This is a genomic window from Tardiphaga sp. GW821-FHT12E02, from assembly GCF_058807155.1.
This window is the reverse complement of the sequence record NZ_JBXAQK010000001.1, coordinates 3,812,687-3,826,846: the sequence shown is the minus strand read 5'-3', so window position 1 is coordinate 3,826,846 and position 14,160 is coordinate 3,812,687. Positions and strand designations below refer to the sequence as shown.

Sequence of the window (14,160 nt, the reverse complement as noted above, 5' to 3'; positions counted from 1 at the left end):
ACGCGCATGCAGAAAGAACTGACTTGCCGCGACCTGTGGGACCATCCTAGCGCGCGATGCGCAGTGCCGCTCTCACGCTTGGGTGAGGGTGCAGTGCAGTCGGCGTTTCGCCGCAATTGGAACGGAGTTTGAACTAGTCTCGTTATCCGTCGCCTCTGCCGCATTGGCAGCGGCGGGCAGCGGGGACATACTGCTATCCGGCGGTCATTCGCCGGTCATGTCTTGCGGCAATTCTTGCAGCCATCATCATAGTTATTGGGAGCGATAAAATGAGCATTTTCGGAAAGATCATGGGCGCGATTTTCGGCAGCAGCGCCAGCGCTGCGGCTCCCGACGCTGCACCCGCTGCTGGCGGCGCCGCAGCTCCGGCCGGCGGCGCCGCACCGGCGGCCACCGTGGACGTGGCGCCGATTCTCGACGCAGCCGTGAAGGCCAAGGGCGAGAAGCTGGAATGGCGCACCTCCATCGTCGATCTGATGAAGGCGCTGGATATCGACAGCAGCCTCAGCGCCCGCAAGGAGCTGGCCAAGGAGCTCGGCTATACCGGCGACACCAGCGACAGCGCCAGCATGAATATCTGGCTGCACAAGCAGGTGATGACCAAATTCGCCGCCAATGGTGGCAAGCTGCCGGACGATCTCAAATAAGGTTCTTCGCTACATCGCGAAACGAAAGGCCCGCGCTCGCGCGGGCCTTTTTGTTGTGGTATGCCAGACGACAAGAAAGCGCTCGCTCAAGAGGGCATAAGGGAGGATTATCATGGATCTGATTGATCGTCGGACACTCGTCGCTGGCGGCGCCGCTGCGCTGACCGCAACGGCCATCGGCGGCGAAGCCGCGCAGGCGCAGGCCGGTCCCAAGAGCATCTTCAAACTCGATGCGGTGACCATTCCCATCGTCGGCGAGACCGATGTCTTCCCGGTCCGCCGCATCTATTGCATCGGCCGCAACTACGCAGCGCATTCGCGCGAGATGGGCAGTGACCCCACCCGCGAGCCGCCCTTCTTCTTCCAGAAGCCGACCGACGCGATCCAGAATGTGAAAGTTGGCGAGGTCGCCGATCACCCTTATCCGTCGCTGACGAAGAACTATCACTATGAAGTCGAGCTGGTTGCCGCGCTCAAATCCGGCGGCACCAATATCCCGGTCGATAAGGCGCTCGATCATGTCTATGGCTACGCCCTCGGCCTCGACATGACCCGCCGCGACCTGCAGCGCGCCATGGGCGACGAGAAGAAGCCGTGGGAGATCGGCAAGAGCTTCGACCACGCTGCGGTCATCGGCCCGCTTCATCCAGTTGCGAAGACGGGGCACATGACCAAGGGCCCGATCTCGCTGGCTGTGAACGGCACGGTCAAGCAGACGTCCGATCTCGACAAGATGATCTGGAGCGTCGCCGAGCAGATCGCAAAACTGTCGGAGGCATTCGAGCTGAAGGCCGGTGACATCATCTATTCCGGCACGCCGGAAAATGTCGGCCCGGTGGTAAAGGGCGATGTGCTGCTGTGCAAGCTGCAGGGCTTGCCGGATATGTCGATCAAGATCGACTGAGCCTTTACCCGTCATTCCGGGGCGCGCCACTTGGCGCGAACCCGGAATGACAGTCCGTGGCTAACCTTTGATATCCGCATGTTCCGGATGCCGGTCGAGATAATCGACCACGAAGCTACACCCGGCCACGACCTTGTGCCCATCCGCCCGGATCAATCCCAGCGCACCTTTCACAAGCACCGACGCGATGCCGCGACCGCGCAAGGCGGGCGGCGTTTCCGTATGGGTGATGACAACACGATCTCCAGCCAGGCGATAATTGGCGAAGGCGATGCGACCATCGACGTCCAGCTCGAAGCGGCCGGCGCTCTTGTTGTCGCGGACGGTGGAGGAGGCGAGGGTGTCGGTCATGAGAGGCTTTCCGATCAGACGATGCGTGATCTGAAAGCTAAGCATGACCACCTGCGCAGGCAATGCGGCCGGATGCCGGTCAGCTCCGCGGCGTGGTCAGGGCCACGGTGATATCGTCCATGCGTGAAAACATGAAAGTCGGCGCGCGTGCATCGAGCGCAGCCGCGCTCGTATAGCCCCAGGCAACTGCGCCGAAATCGATGCCGGCCTCACGCGCCGCATCGATGTCGCGGATCTCGTCGCCGATGGACAGCGTGTCATCCACGGAAATGCCGGTCAGTTCGAGGATGCGCTGGAATTTTGCGGTCTTGCCGAACAGGCCGGCGGCGCAGGCGAAGTGGGACACGTGGTCGTCGAGCGCACCCAGCACGTGCCGCACATTGTCCTCGGTGTCGGAACTGACCACGGCGATGGTGACGCCGCGGGCCTTCAGCTCGACGAACATGCGATCGACGCCGGGAAACAATGCGATACGGTCGATCTGCGCCGTCTTCATCTTGCGCATGTCGCGGATGATCAGTGGAATGCGCCATTTGGGAACGCCGAGCATCCGCACCAGCTCGCCGGCGCCGACGCTGCGCATCTCGTCGACACGGTCCTCGGTGACACGCTGAAACTTGTGCTTGTCAGCGACGCCATTGATGACGCTGAGAAACCACGGAAAACTGTCGGACAGCGTTCCGTCCATGTCGAAGATGGCGAGTTTATACGGCATGTCACTGGAAAAGGGCGGCGAGGGGGCTCGTCGCGCAACTGGTCATGAAAAGGCGGTGGAATCGAGGCCGCCCGCTGCGACAAGGATGACTGGATTGGGTGACGGCAGCAAGTCGCGGCTACGCGACGAAAGGATGCATGTTTGTCCGATCATCTGATAAAGTCAGCCAAAATAAGGAGCCCGCACTGGAGGCGACAGCGCAGTGGTCCTTCGGATCGATCAGATCAAGGCGTGTCCCGACGACGCGCTGTTCAAGCTTCTCGCGGGCGAATTGACCGAGCGTCTCGGCCCGAGCGAAGGCGACGATCTCGATGAATTTCTGACCCGGCTTTCGCAGATTCCCGTTGGGCTGCGCGCCATGGCAGCGGTCTATCAGCTCGACGTGAGCCTGACGCTGGACGATCTTGGCTGGCATTTTGCGAACTGGCACCACCGCGGCTATTCCGACGCGACGTTATGGGCGCTCGGTGAGTTGGGCGCGCGCGACCATGCCGCGATCTTCGCCGAGGCCTATCAGGCGGTGCAGCCATTCTGGGACGAGATCGGCGCTCTCTGCGCGCAGGACTTCGGAGACTTCGTCGAATGGTACCGTGATTCTGAGCTCGACCGACGGTTACTACCGCTGACGGAACGAATGTGGGATCTGCAGGACATCGACGGCGGGCTGCTGGGATTCTGGACGTCGTACGCGCGGCAGCATCCCGAACGGGTGTGCGAATAGCAGCAACGTGCTAACCCGGTCACAACAGCTTCACATCACCCGCAGGAGGCCGGCATGGCAGACGACAGACCGAACCAGAAAGGCCCCAACACCAAGAAGAAGCAGAAATGCAAGAATTGCGAAGGCAAGGGTCTGTTGAAGAAGGGCGACAAGGTGGTGAAGTGCCAGAGGTGTTCCGGGACGGGGCTGAGGTGAGAACAGAGGCCTTTGGTAATCTGCACAGCTAGTGGCGTGTAGGACATTGGCGCGATGAAGGCCTCGGATATCGTTTCGCGTATGCGAGCTTCATAGGTGCTCTTGGCGCAAGCAGTGCCGCATCGGCTCATTTCGGTGAAGTTTATCAACCTGCCTTTGCGTTTTCGCAAAAGGAGATATTAAGATTTACAATCTCAGGTGGTTGTTGTAATATCTGCTATCTAGCTGCAGGGGCTTGTATGTCGATGATTGTATCGCGCGATGTCGCGATGTTAGTGGCGCCGTTTCTTGGTGCTGCAGTGCAGGAAGTGCTGCATTGGTACAATCTCAGAATGAGTCTTGATCGTGTGAAATACATCAGACTCCTGCGCTCGCGATATTATTGGATCGTGGTCTCGCTTTTCATTTTGATCACGGGAGCTGTCTGCCAGCTATGGTTTTGGGATGTAAGTTCAGATCCTAGAACGCTGTTTGTGTTCGGAGCAAGTTTACCCGCTCTAGTAAAACAAGCGGGAAGCGGCGTCTTAGCTAAAGCGCATTTGGGACCGGGTGAGGTCGTCAATGATTATTTTCTCGCGCGCTAAGAGTATATGTATCTTTCTGACAGTCTTAGTAGTCAGCTCTGCATTTTCAGGCACAGCAGATGCCCGCTTTAAATGGCGCGCTCCTTCTGTTTCAAAAGCGATCCCAATTCCAAGAACGCTTCCTTCCTCTCAACTGATGTTGCATTTCTTTGAGAGTAATACGCGGAATATCAATGAAGTAGTCGGAGTAAAAGATCCCGTTCTGGCAAAATCGCTCACAGATCATCTCGGTGAAGCCGGTCTAAAAACCGGGATCATTGAGAAAGGTGATCTCGAAGATTTCGTTCGTGCGTTCTACCCTGAGGTAAAGCTGTCCGCGTCAGGACTTTCAGGCGATGTCGATGGATCTTCGATCGCGCTGCTTAAGCCAATCAAAGGGGATGCTGCCACACCATCTGCCTTTTACGATAAGAGTAAGATCTCTGTTCTCCCTAGCAGCTTAGATAGTGCGGCAATCATAAGCATGTTACCTGCCTCTCCTGGAGAATATCGAAAGGTTTTTGCCCGGGCAGCGAGTCAAGGCGACCAGTCGGATCTCAAGGCTGGCGCAACTTTACGGAGCCACCCTCAGAATAAAGATATGTCCGCTCTCGTTGCAGTACGATCCAATGCATTTTCCGATGTGAAGGAAAATGTTCTAATCTTCGTTGGTCATAATGATGGCGGAGCGCTCGTCAACGTTAATGGAGCCAAACTTAAGATTAGAGATATCGCACGCGAATGTGTTGTAGCAGCAAAACTCTGTGTATTTCTTAGTTGTAATTCGGAGCTTTGGCTAGGCCAGGCGAATAGTATCGGTGTTGCTACAAAGTTGTCGATTAAGAAAGCCATAGCTCTCGCGGAAACACAGGCTCAGATAGTTGCGGAACGTTTGCATTCTGACGTGAAGTTTGAGCTTCTATCCCAAACAATTCAAAAAGAAGAAAGCGGGAAGCATCAGAGAAAGCTACTTGTGATACAGACCATTTCTGAAATTGTCATCATCGCCTTGGTGGCAGACGAGGACACCGAGTTCGCTTTGGCAAACCCATAAATCATTCGACAAATGTTACTCCGCCGCCTCGGCCGCCTTCCGCTTCTTCGGTTTCCCCGCTTTCGCCAGCACCGGCTTCAGGAACTGGCCGGTATAGCTCCGCGGTGCCTTGACGATATCTTCCGGCGGGCCCCAGGCGACCACTTCGCCGCCGCCGTCGCCGCCTTCGGGGCCGAGGTCGATGACCCAGTCGGCAGTTTTGATGACTTCAAGATTGTGCTCGATCACCACCACCGTATTGCCTTGCTCCACCAGCTCATGCAGCACTTCCAGCAGCTTTGCGACGTCGTGGAAATGCAGACCCGTGGTCGGCTCGTCGAGGATATAGAGCGTGCGGCCGGTGGCGCGCTTGCTCAGTTCCTTGGCGAGCTTCACGCGCTGCGCTTCGCCGCCCGACAGCGTCGTCGCCTGCTGGCCGACATGGATGTAATCCAGGCCTACGCGGTGCAAGGTTTTAAAAGTTTCGCGCACGCGCGGCACCGCCTTGAAGAAGTCGGCGGCTTCTTCCACGGTCATGTCGAGCACGTCGGCGATGGACTTGCCCTTGAACAGGACTTCCAGCGTCTCGCGATTGTAGCGCTTGCCCTTGCAGGTATCGCAGGTGACATAGACGTCGGGCAGAAAGTGCATCTCGATCTTGATGACGCCGTCGCCCTGGCAGGCCTCGCAGCGACCGCCCTTGACGTTGAAGGAGAAGCGGCCGGCTTCATAGCCGCGTGCTTTCGACTCCGGCAGGCCGGCGAACCATTCGCGGATCGGCGTAAAGGCGCCGGTATAGGTCGCGGGATTGGAGCGTGGGGTGCGGCCGATCGGCGACTGGTCGATCTCGATGATCTTGTCGATATGCTCGAGACCCTCGATGCGGTCGTGCGGTGCCGCGCCTTCGCTGGCGCCGTTCAGTTTTCGCGCGATCGCCTTGTAGAGCGTGTCGATCAGCAGCGTGGACTTGCCGCCACCGGAGACGCCGGTGATGGCGGTGAACAGGCCGAGCGGGAGTTCGGCCGAGACGTTCTTCAGATTGTTGCCGCGGGCATTGATGACCTTGATGGTGCGGCGGTGGTTCGGCGGCCGTCGCTCGGGCACCGGCACCGACATCTCGCCGGTGAGATATTTGCCGGTGAGCGATTTCGGATTCTTCATCACCTCGACAGGCGTGCCTTGCGCCACGATATTGCCGCCATGGGTGCCGGCGCCGGGGCCGACGTCGACGACATAGTCGGCGGCGATGACCGCGTCCTCGTCATGCTCCACCACGATCACGGTGTTGCCGAGATCGCGCAGCCGCCGCAGCGTGTCGAGCAGGCGCGCATTGTCACGCTGGTGCAGGCCGATGGACGGCTCGTCCAGCACATAGAGCACGCCGGTGAGGCCGGAGCCGATCTGCGAGGCGAGGCGGATGCGCTGGCTCTCGCCGCCGGACAGCGTGCCGGAAGAGCGGGCGAGGGTGAGATAGTTGAGGCCGACATCGAGCAGGAACGACAGCCGCTCGCGGATCTCCTTGAGGATGCGGACGGCGATCTCGTTCTGCTGCTTGTTGAGCAGTTTTGGCACGGTCTCGAACCAGTCGCCGGCCTTGCGCACCGACATTTCCGAGATATTGCCGATATGCATGCCGCCGATCTTCACCGACAGCGCTTCCGGCTTCAGGCGATAGCCGTTGCAGGCATCGCAGGGCACGTCGGAAAAATATTTGCCGAGTTCTTCGCGCGCCCATTCGCTTTCGGTTTCGCGAAACCGGCGATCGATATTGGTGACGACGCCTTCGAACGGTTTTTTGGTGTCATAGGCCCGGACGCCGTCCTCATAGGAGAACTTGATCTCGTCGTCGCCCGAGCCATGCAGCAGGACATTCTGCGTTTTCTTCGGCAGGTCCTTCCACTTGGTGTCGAGCGCGAACTTGTAGTGCTTGCCGAGCGCGGTGAGCGTTTGCAGATAATAAGGCGATGACGACTTCGCCCATGGCGCGATGGCGCCCTTGCGCAGCGTCAGCTCCTTGTCGGGAATGACGAGATCGGCATCGATGGTCTGTTCGACGCCGAGGCCGCCGCATTTCGGACAGGCGCCATAGGGATTGTTGAACGAGAACAGCCGCGGCTCGATCTCGGGGATGGTGAAGCCGGACACCGGACATGCAAACTTTTCCGAGAACAGGATGCGCTCGGCGCCGGTCTTGTCGTGAATCTTTGCGATCTTCTTCTTGCTGTCCTTGGCGGACTCCTCGACGGCAGCCGCGGGCGCATCGGCGTATTCGATCACCGCAAGGCCTTCAGCGAGCTTCAGCGCGGTCTCAAAACTTTCGGCGAGGCGCTGGCCGATATCCGGCCGCACCACGATGCGATCGACGACCACATCGATGTCGTGCGGGAATTTCTTGTCGAGGGTCGGTGCTTCCGCGAGTTCGTGGAATGCGCCATCGACCTTGATGCGCTGAAAGCCCTTCTTGAGATAGTCCGCAAACTCCTTGCGATACTCGCCCTTGCGGCCGCGCACCACCGGCGCCAGCAGATACAGCCGCGTGCCTTCCGGTAGCGCCAGCACGCGGTCCACCATCATCGACACCGTCTGGCTTTCGATCGGCAGACCCGTCGCCGGCGAATAGGGAATGCCGACGCGCGCCCACAGCAGGCGCATATAGTCGTAGATTTCGGTGACGGTGCCGACGGTCGAGCGTGGATTCTTCGAGGTGGTCTTCTGTTCGATGGAGATGGCGGGTGACAGGCCGTCGATCTGGTCGACATCCGGCTTCTGCATCATTTCGAGGAACTGGCGGGCGTAAGCGGAGAGCGACTCCACATAGCGACGCTGGCCTTCGGCATAGATCGTATCGAAAGCGAGGGAGGATTTGCCAGAGCCGGACAGGCCGGTGAACACCACGAGCTTGTCGCGCGGAATCGTCAGATCGACATTCTTGAGATTGTGCTCGCGCGCGCCGCGAATGGTGATGCTGCGTGCGTTCGCGGCGGCCTGCTGCCGCTTCGCCTTGATGATCTCGTCCATCGCAATGCAATCCCCGGCACGCCGCGCGCGCCACAAGCGGGCGAATCTCCGGAGGGGCCGGGATCAACGCCGAATTGAGTGTTGCTGGAACATAGGAAGAACGGTCGTGGATTTCCAGTGCCCTGCAGCGATCTTCAAACGTTTTGTTGGGGGCGGGGTTGCGGCCACGCGCGACAAAAGAAAAAGGCCGGCATTGCTGCCGGCCTTTCGAGGTTGGTCTTCTGGAAACTCAGTACTTCGCGACGACCGGGCCACCCCAGTTGAAGCGGTAGTTCAGGCCGGCCTTGACGACGTGCTGGTCGTTCTTGGACGAGGCGCCTGCGATCAGGGCCGGAGCATTGATGGTGGTGCTGCCGAAATCGTAATACTGGTATTCGACCTTGCCCGACCAGTTCTGGGTGAACAGGTATTCGAGGCCAGCGCCGACGGTGTAGCCGCTCGACTTGGTGGTGGTGTCGAAGGCAGCCGAGAGGCCGACCGGAACGAACAGGGTTTCGGTGGCGTCCTGATAAGCCCAGCCGCCCTTCACGTAGAGCAGTGCCGGACCCCAGGTGTAACCGAGACGACCGGTGACCGAGGCCAGGCCCTTCTGGTTCAGGTTGTAGCCGTAGCCCGACGGAGCGAACACGACGGTCGTGTTGTTGTTGCCAACCCAGCTGTACTGACCTTCCACACCGATCACCCAGTTCGGAGCGAACTGGTAGTCAGCGCCAACCTGCACGCCGCCGAGGAAGCGACCGTCGGAATTGTCCGAGGTGCCGCCGAAGCCGCTATTGCCGTTGAAGGCGCCACCGACATGACCGCCGATGTAGAAGCCGGTCCAGTTATAGATCGGGGCAGCGACGTAAGCCGGAGCCTTGGTGTAGGGACGAGCGGCCAGATCGGCAGCGGAGGCGGAAGCAGCGCCGAGCACGGCGAAAGCGGCAGAGGCCAGCAAAATCTTCTTCATAGGAAACTCCCCAGTCTGCGGTTTCTGGCGAAACCAAATCCCCGGCGCGAGCGCCAAATTCATTCGATGGTCGAAATATACGCGAGTCCGCCCAAAAAGCAGTCTCTCAAAAGTCACACTCGCATACGTTGTTCGCAGCAATCTAGATTAACAAAGAGTAAGCAAAAACAGCTGGGTAGATCGGTTGCACGATGGAACTGCGTGCCAAAAGCGACCCGCCCGGCTCTCGGTCTGTGGCGGGGTACCGCCGAATTGCTGGTCGCACGACCATCTTGAGAACGTAAAGAGAACGCGTTACGATAACTCGTCGTGGATAACCCATGCGGTGGGGACGTCCCGATGGTGCGGACCGTATAGGGTCGATCTTGGCAGCGGTTGCGCGCGGCCCGGCACTATGTGGCGGGCTTTGATGGTGGCATCCGATCAGCAATTCAGATTCGAGAGTAGGAGAGTGGCATGGCGGGTAGCGTCAACAAGGTGATTTTGGTCGGAAATCTCGGCAAGGATCCCGAGGTTCGCCGCATGCAGAACGGCAATCCGGTGGTGAACCTGACGGTCGCGACCTCGGACACCTGGCGCGACAAGGGCACCGGCGAGCGCAAGGAAAAGACCGAGTGGCATCGCGTGGTGATCTTCAGCGAAGGCCTCGCCAAGGTCGCCGAGCAGTATCTGAAGAAGGGCGCCAAGGTTTACATCGAAGGCGCGCTGCAGACCCGCAAATGGACGGACCCGCAGGGTGCGGAGAAATACACGACCGAAATCGTGCTGCAGGGCTTCAACTCCACGCTGACGATGCTCGATGGCCGCAGCGGCGGTGGTTCGGGCGGCGGTGCCGGCTATGGCGGCGACGACATGGGCGACAGCTTTGGCGGTGGCCAGTCCAGCGCCCCGCCGCAGCGCCGCGTGGCCGCAGCACCCGCCGGCGGCCGCAGCGACATGGATGACGACATCCCGTTCTGAGGCTGAGCTTCAGATCTTATCGAGACAGATCATCGGCCAGTTCGATCAGGACTGGCTGATGATCCGATGCAGCGGTCTCGCTATCGACCGAGATAGCCGACACGCGAGAAGCGAGATCCTCGCTGACAAAGACAAAATCCCGGCAGTCGGGACCATCCCAGAGATCGCGGTCGTAAAGGCCGCAAGTGGGCTCATGAGCCCGATCCGGATATCGGGTCGTCCAGGCATCGCGGTAATTCAATCCCGGTCGCGATGATCCGTGGATCATCGCATGCTCGGGTTCGGACACATCGAAATTGAAATCCCCGCAGAGCAGGCTGGATGCGGTGGTACGTCCAGCTTCGAACGGATCGACCGGCTGGGAAGCAGCGCCCTTTGGGCTCGTTGACGCTTCCTGCTGCAGATCAAGAAGCCGATCGACTTGCGTCCGGCGCTGGACGCTCGAGAAGAACTCCAGATGCGTATTGACGATCCGGAGCGGGCCGAAAGCGGTTTGGACTGTCACCTCCAGCGCATGGCGCCGCATGCTGCGGTGATCGCCGGATTCAGGCCATGGCAGCAGATGGTTGGCAATCTGCAGGACGGGCAGGCGCGAGAGCGTCAGATTGCCGAATGTCCTGAGTTGTCCGCTTTCACTGCAAGCCTCGACCGCCGGCCTGTAGACAGGTCGATGATCCGGAAGCAGCGCGGCAAGTGCGGCGCTCTGATCGATACCGCCATCCAGTTCGGGAAAGCCGGACGAGACTTCCTGAAAGCAATAGACATCGGCATCGGCCAGCGCTTTCGCGGTCGATACGATCCGCGCGAGATCGACCACGCCGTCGCAGCCTTTGCCCCACTGGATATTCCAGGTCACCAGTTTCATGTCAGCGGATTCCCGCGCGCATGAAGGACTGCACGAACTGGCGCTGGAACAGCAGGAAGCCGATCAGCAACGGCGCCATGGTCATCACCGTCGCCGCATTGATGAGCGACCAATCAACGCCGGTCTCCGGCGCGCCGAACACCGCGAGCCCCACAGTCAGCGGACGGCTGCCGACAGAATTGGTGACGATCAGTGGCCACAGCAGGTTGTTCCAGTGATAGCTCACCGAGACCAGACCGAAGGCGATGTAAGTCGGACGCGCCAGCGGTACATAGATTTTCCAGAGGATCTGCAAGGGACCGGCGCCCTCGACCCGTGCGGCGTCCACCAGTTCCTGCGGCACGCTTTTAAAAGTCTGGCGCAGCAGGAAGATGCCGAAAGCGCTGGCGAGATAGGGCAGCGCGATGGCCGGAATCGTGTCGAGCAGGCCGAGCTTGCCGATGGCGCGATAATTCTCGACGATCAGCACATCCGGCATGATCATCAATTGCAGCAGCACCAGCGCGAAAGCTATGCCGCTACCCTTGAAGGTGAAGCGCGCAAAGGCATAGGCCGCGAGTGTCGAGAGCACGAGCTGTCCGACGAGGGTCATGCACACCAGCAGGATCGTGTTGATGTAATAGCGGCCGAACGGTGCCTGCTCCCAGGCGCGCGCAAAATTCTCCAGCGTCCATGGTGCCGACAGGCTGAACGAGGTCGCATAGGCGGCCGGATGCAGCGCGCTCCAGAACGCATAGACCAGCGGCGCCAACCAGAGCAGCGCCAGCAGCCAGGCGGTGATCGCCTCGAGTGGATGCGTGCGGCCCGTCATCGGTAGTGAATCCTGCGGTCGAGATAACCGAATTTCAGCAGCGCGAGCGAGCCCAGGATCGCCACCAGCACCACGGTCAATGTCGCCGCATAGGTGTGGTCCTGAAAGGTGAAGGCGACCTCATAGATGTAATAGAGCAGCAGTGACGACGCATTGCCGGGGCCGCCTTTGGTCATGATGACCAGGTGATCGACCAGCTTGAATGAATTGATGGTGGCGTTGACGGCGACAAAAAGCGTGGTCGGCATCAGCAGCGGCCAGGTGATGCGGCGGAACGTATACCAGCGGCTCGCGCCTTCGATGGCGGCGGCCTCTTCGAGGTCGGGGGACAGTTGCTGAAGTGCGGCGAGATAGAAGATCATGAAGAAGCCGGCTTCCTTCCAGATCACCATCACGATCAGGCAGCCCATCACCGTGCTCGGGCTGCCCAACCAATTCCAGGCGGGGAGTCCGAACAATCCGCGCAACTGGTCGAGCGCGCCGTAATCCGGCGTGTAGAAGAATAGCCAGATATTGGCGACCGCGATCATCGGCAGCACGGTGGGCGTGAAGAAAGCCAGTCGCAGGAAGCCGCGCCCGCGCATGTTGCGGTTGACCCACAGCGCCATCAGCAGCGCCAGCGCGATCGAGGTCGGGATCGTGCCGAGCGCGAACCAGACATTGTTGACCAACGCCTTCCAGAAAATAGCGTCGCTGGCCATCGACTCGAAGTTCTCAAGGCCAACGAAGGCTTCGGTACCGTTGCGGCGGGTGAGGAAGAAGCTGTGCCGGATGGTGGCGAGGATCGGATAATGCGTGAAGGCGGCGAGCAGCACGCCCGCCGGCAGCACCAGCAGCCACGCATTCACGGCATTCCACCACGCATGCGGTCTCGGCTTGCGTGGTGTCACGGGTGATGTGGCTGACGTTGTGGACATGAAGCTCGATTGCATCTGGCGTTTGAGCGACGGGGATCGTGTTCGGCCTGCATGGTTCGAGACGCCCGCGTCGCGGGCTCCTCACCATGAGGGTCTTCTACAGCCTCAAGCCTCACACTCCGCCCTCATCCTGAGGAGCCGCGCAGCGGCGTCTCGAAGGATGACCGCAGATCGCGGGCGAGGCCGGACGGCTTAGCGCCGTCCGGCCGATCTCCTTACTTGTAAGCGCGCAGCACGCGGTCGGCCTGCTGCTGGGCGCCGGCGAGGGCGTCCTTCGAGGACTGCGTGCCGGTCACCGCCGCCTGCACGGCGTCGTTGACGAACTTGTACATGCGGCCATTCTCATGGACCGACAGTTCAGGCACGGCGTGTTCGAGCTGGTCGCGCGCGACGGTCGCCTGCGGGAAGCCCTTGATATAGGCTTCCATCACCGGGGTCTTGTAGGCAGCCGGGGAGACGGCGACATAGCCGGTCTTGATGCTCCATTCGGCAGCGCGTTCAGGCGCGGTCATCCACTGGATGAACTTCACCGCGGCTTTCTGCTGTTCGGGCGTGGCGCTCTTGAACACATAGAAGCTGCCGCCGCCGGTCGGCGAGCCACGACGCTCCTTGGCCGGCAGCATGGCGACGCCGAAATTGAACTTGGCGCCGTCCTTCACGGCGGTCAGGTTGCCTGTCGTGTGCCACATCATGGCCGTCTTGCCTTCGAGGAAATCCGTGCGCAGCGTGGCCCAGTCGATGCTGCCCGTCGGCATCACAGCCTGCTTGCGCGAGAGATCAACCCAGTAGTCGAGCGCGGCAACAGTCTTCGGCGCCGTGAGATACACTTCGGTGCCGGCTTCGTTCATCATCTTCTGGCCGTTCTCGATCGCCAGTGCCTGCAGCATCCAATAGGCGTAACCAGTGGTCGGAATCTCAACGCCCCAGCGGGTCACATTGCCCGATGCGTCCTTCTTGACGAGCTTCTTGCCCATCTCGGCCATTTCGTCCCAGCTCGCCGGCGCCTTTTCAGGATCGAGGCCGGCGTCCTTGAAGGCGTCCTTGTTCCAGTACAGCACGATGGTCGAGCGCTGGAACGGAATGCTCCAGGTCTTGCCGGCGGTCTGGCCGTTCGCCATGAAGGCCGGATAGAACTCCTTGAACCACGACTTGTCGGCGACCAGATCGTCGAGCGGCACGATGGCGTTTTCGTCCATCAGCGTGAACAGGTCGGTCGACTGCATCACCGACAGCTGCGGCGGCTGGCCGCCCTTCATCGCGGTCATCGCCTTGGTCAGCGTGTCCGTGTAGTTGCCAGAATAGACGGCGGTGATCTTTATGTCGGCGTTTTCCTTCTCGAAGCGCGCGACCATGTCATCGATGACCTTGGTCACGGGACCGCCCACGGTCACCGGATAATACATCGTCAGATCGACGGCGGCCGCGGGGTGGGCGCCGAGCAGGACGGCGCCGAGCGCTGCAGCCGCCAGCCAATTGCGTACGTGGAATGTCATCTGGTTGGTCCCCTCTGT

General features: G+C 60.2%; 15 protein-coding genes. 7 read left to right on the top strand and 8 right to left on the bottom strand.

Going from position 1 to position 14,160, the window contains the following annotated elements:
- Positions 1–269 precede the first annotated feature (269 nt).
- Positions 270–647, top strand: coding sequence for a DUF3597 domain-containing protein (locus AC1RQ5_RS18135; protein WP_398476783.1), 378 nt, complete (start codon positions 270–272; stop codon positions 645–647).
- Positions 648–759: 112 nt separating this feature from the next.
- Positions 760–1,551 carry a fumarylacetoacetate hydrolase family protein gene (locus AC1RQ5_RS18130; RefSeq protein ID WP_493200779.1) on the top strand — a complete coding sequence of 264 codons (792 nt, stop codon included), beginning with the start codon at positions 760–762 and terminating at the stop codon, positions 1,549–1,551.
- A gap of 60 nt (positions 1,552–1,611) precedes the next feature.
- Here AC1RQ5_RS18130 and AC1RQ5_RS18125 read toward each other — a convergent pair whose 3' ends face one another.
- Both AC1RQ5_RS18125 and AC1RQ5_RS18120 read right to left on the bottom strand, forming a co-directional pair.
- The gene (locus tag AC1RQ5_RS18125) at positions 1,612–1,902 is read right to left on the bottom strand and encodes a GNAT family N-acetyltransferase (protein ID WP_493200777.1); all 291 of its coding nucleotides are present in this window, start codon (positions 1,900–1,902) and stop codon (positions 1,612–1,614) included.
- Between the two features lie 79 nt (positions 1,903–1,981).
- Positions 1,982–2,617, bottom strand: a complete 636-nt coding sequence (locus AC1RQ5_RS18120; protein WP_493200776.1) for an HAD-IA family hydrolase — start codon at positions 2,615–2,617, stop codon at positions 1,982–1,984.
- Between the two features lie 202 nt (positions 2,618–2,819).
- Here AC1RQ5_RS18120 and AC1RQ5_RS18115 point away from each other — a divergent pair, with 202 nt between their 5' ends.
- From AC1RQ5_RS18115 to AC1RQ5_RS18100, 4 genes are all read left to right on the top strand, one after another.
- Positions 2,820–3,338: a DMP19 family protein gene (locus tag AC1RQ5_RS18115; RefSeq protein WP_493200774.1), complete on the top strand. Its 519-nt coding sequence runs from the start codon at positions 2,820–2,822 to the stop codon at positions 3,336–3,338.
- 54 nt (positions 3,339–3,392) lie between these two features.
- Entirely contained in the window at positions 3,393–3,533 is a 141-nt protein-coding gene (locus AC1RQ5_RS18110; protein WP_493200773.1) for a hypothetical protein, read from the top strand.
- Between the two features lie 239 nt (positions 3,534–3,772).
- Positions 3,773–4,117, top strand: a complete 345-nt coding sequence (locus AC1RQ5_RS18105; protein ID WP_493200771.1) for a hypothetical protein — start codon at positions 3,773–3,775, stop codon at positions 4,115–4,117.
- Complete coding sequence (locus AC1RQ5_RS18100) at positions 4,095–5,150, top strand: hypothetical protein (RefSeq protein WP_493200770.1); 1,056 nt, start codon at positions 4,095–4,097, stop codon at positions 5,148–5,150. The genes AC1RQ5_RS18105 and AC1RQ5_RS18100 overlap by 23 nt, the downstream gene beginning before the upstream one ends.
- Before the next feature lie 15 nt (positions 5,151–5,165).
- Here AC1RQ5_RS18100 and uvrA read toward each other — a convergent pair whose 3' ends face one another.
- Positions 5,166–8,147: an excinuclease ABC subunit UvrA gene (gene uvrA, locus AC1RQ5_RS18095; protein ID WP_493200768.1), complete on the bottom strand. Its 2,982-nt coding sequence runs from the start codon at positions 8,145–8,147 to the stop codon at positions 5,166–5,168.
- Between the two features lie 229 nt (positions 8,148–8,376).
- The gene (locus tag AC1RQ5_RS18090) at positions 8,377–9,096 is read right to left on the bottom strand and encodes an outer membrane protein (protein ID WP_398476801.1); all 720 of its coding nucleotides are present in this window, start codon (positions 9,094–9,096) and stop codon (positions 8,377–8,379) included.
- Between the two features lie 456 nt (positions 9,097–9,552).
- Between AC1RQ5_RS18090 and AC1RQ5_RS18085 the strand changes: the two genes are divergently transcribed.
- Entirely contained in the window at positions 9,553–10,056 is a 504-nt protein-coding gene (locus AC1RQ5_RS18085; RefSeq protein WP_493200767.1) for a single-stranded DNA-binding protein, read from the top strand.
- Positions 10,057–10,072: 16 nt separating this feature from the next.
- Here AC1RQ5_RS18085 and AC1RQ5_RS18080 read toward each other — a convergent pair whose 3' ends face one another.
- From AC1RQ5_RS18080 to AC1RQ5_RS18065, 4 genes are all read right to left on the bottom strand, one after another.
- Positions 10,073–10,921: an endonuclease/exonuclease/phosphatase family protein gene (locus AC1RQ5_RS18080; RefSeq protein ID WP_493200765.1), complete on the bottom strand. Its 849-nt coding sequence runs from the start codon at positions 10,919–10,921 to the stop codon at positions 10,073–10,075.
- A 1-nt stretch (position 10,922) separates the two neighbouring features.
- Entirely contained in the window at positions 10,923–11,732 is an 810-nt protein-coding gene (locus AC1RQ5_RS18075) for a carbohydrate ABC transporter permease (RefSeq protein WP_493200763.1), read from the bottom strand.
- On the bottom strand, positions 11,729–12,649 hold the full coding sequence (locus AC1RQ5_RS18070; RefSeq protein WP_493200761.1) for a carbohydrate ABC transporter permease: 921 nt from the start codon (positions 12,647–12,649) through the stop codon (positions 11,729–11,731). The genes AC1RQ5_RS18075 and AC1RQ5_RS18070 overlap by 4 nt, the downstream gene beginning before the upstream one ends.
- Before the next feature lie 215 nt (positions 12,650–12,864).
- Entirely contained in the window at positions 12,865–14,142 is a 1,278-nt protein-coding gene (locus AC1RQ5_RS18065; protein WP_493200759.1) for an ABC transporter substrate-binding protein, read from the bottom strand.
- Positions 14,143–14,160: the final 18 nt, after the last annotated feature.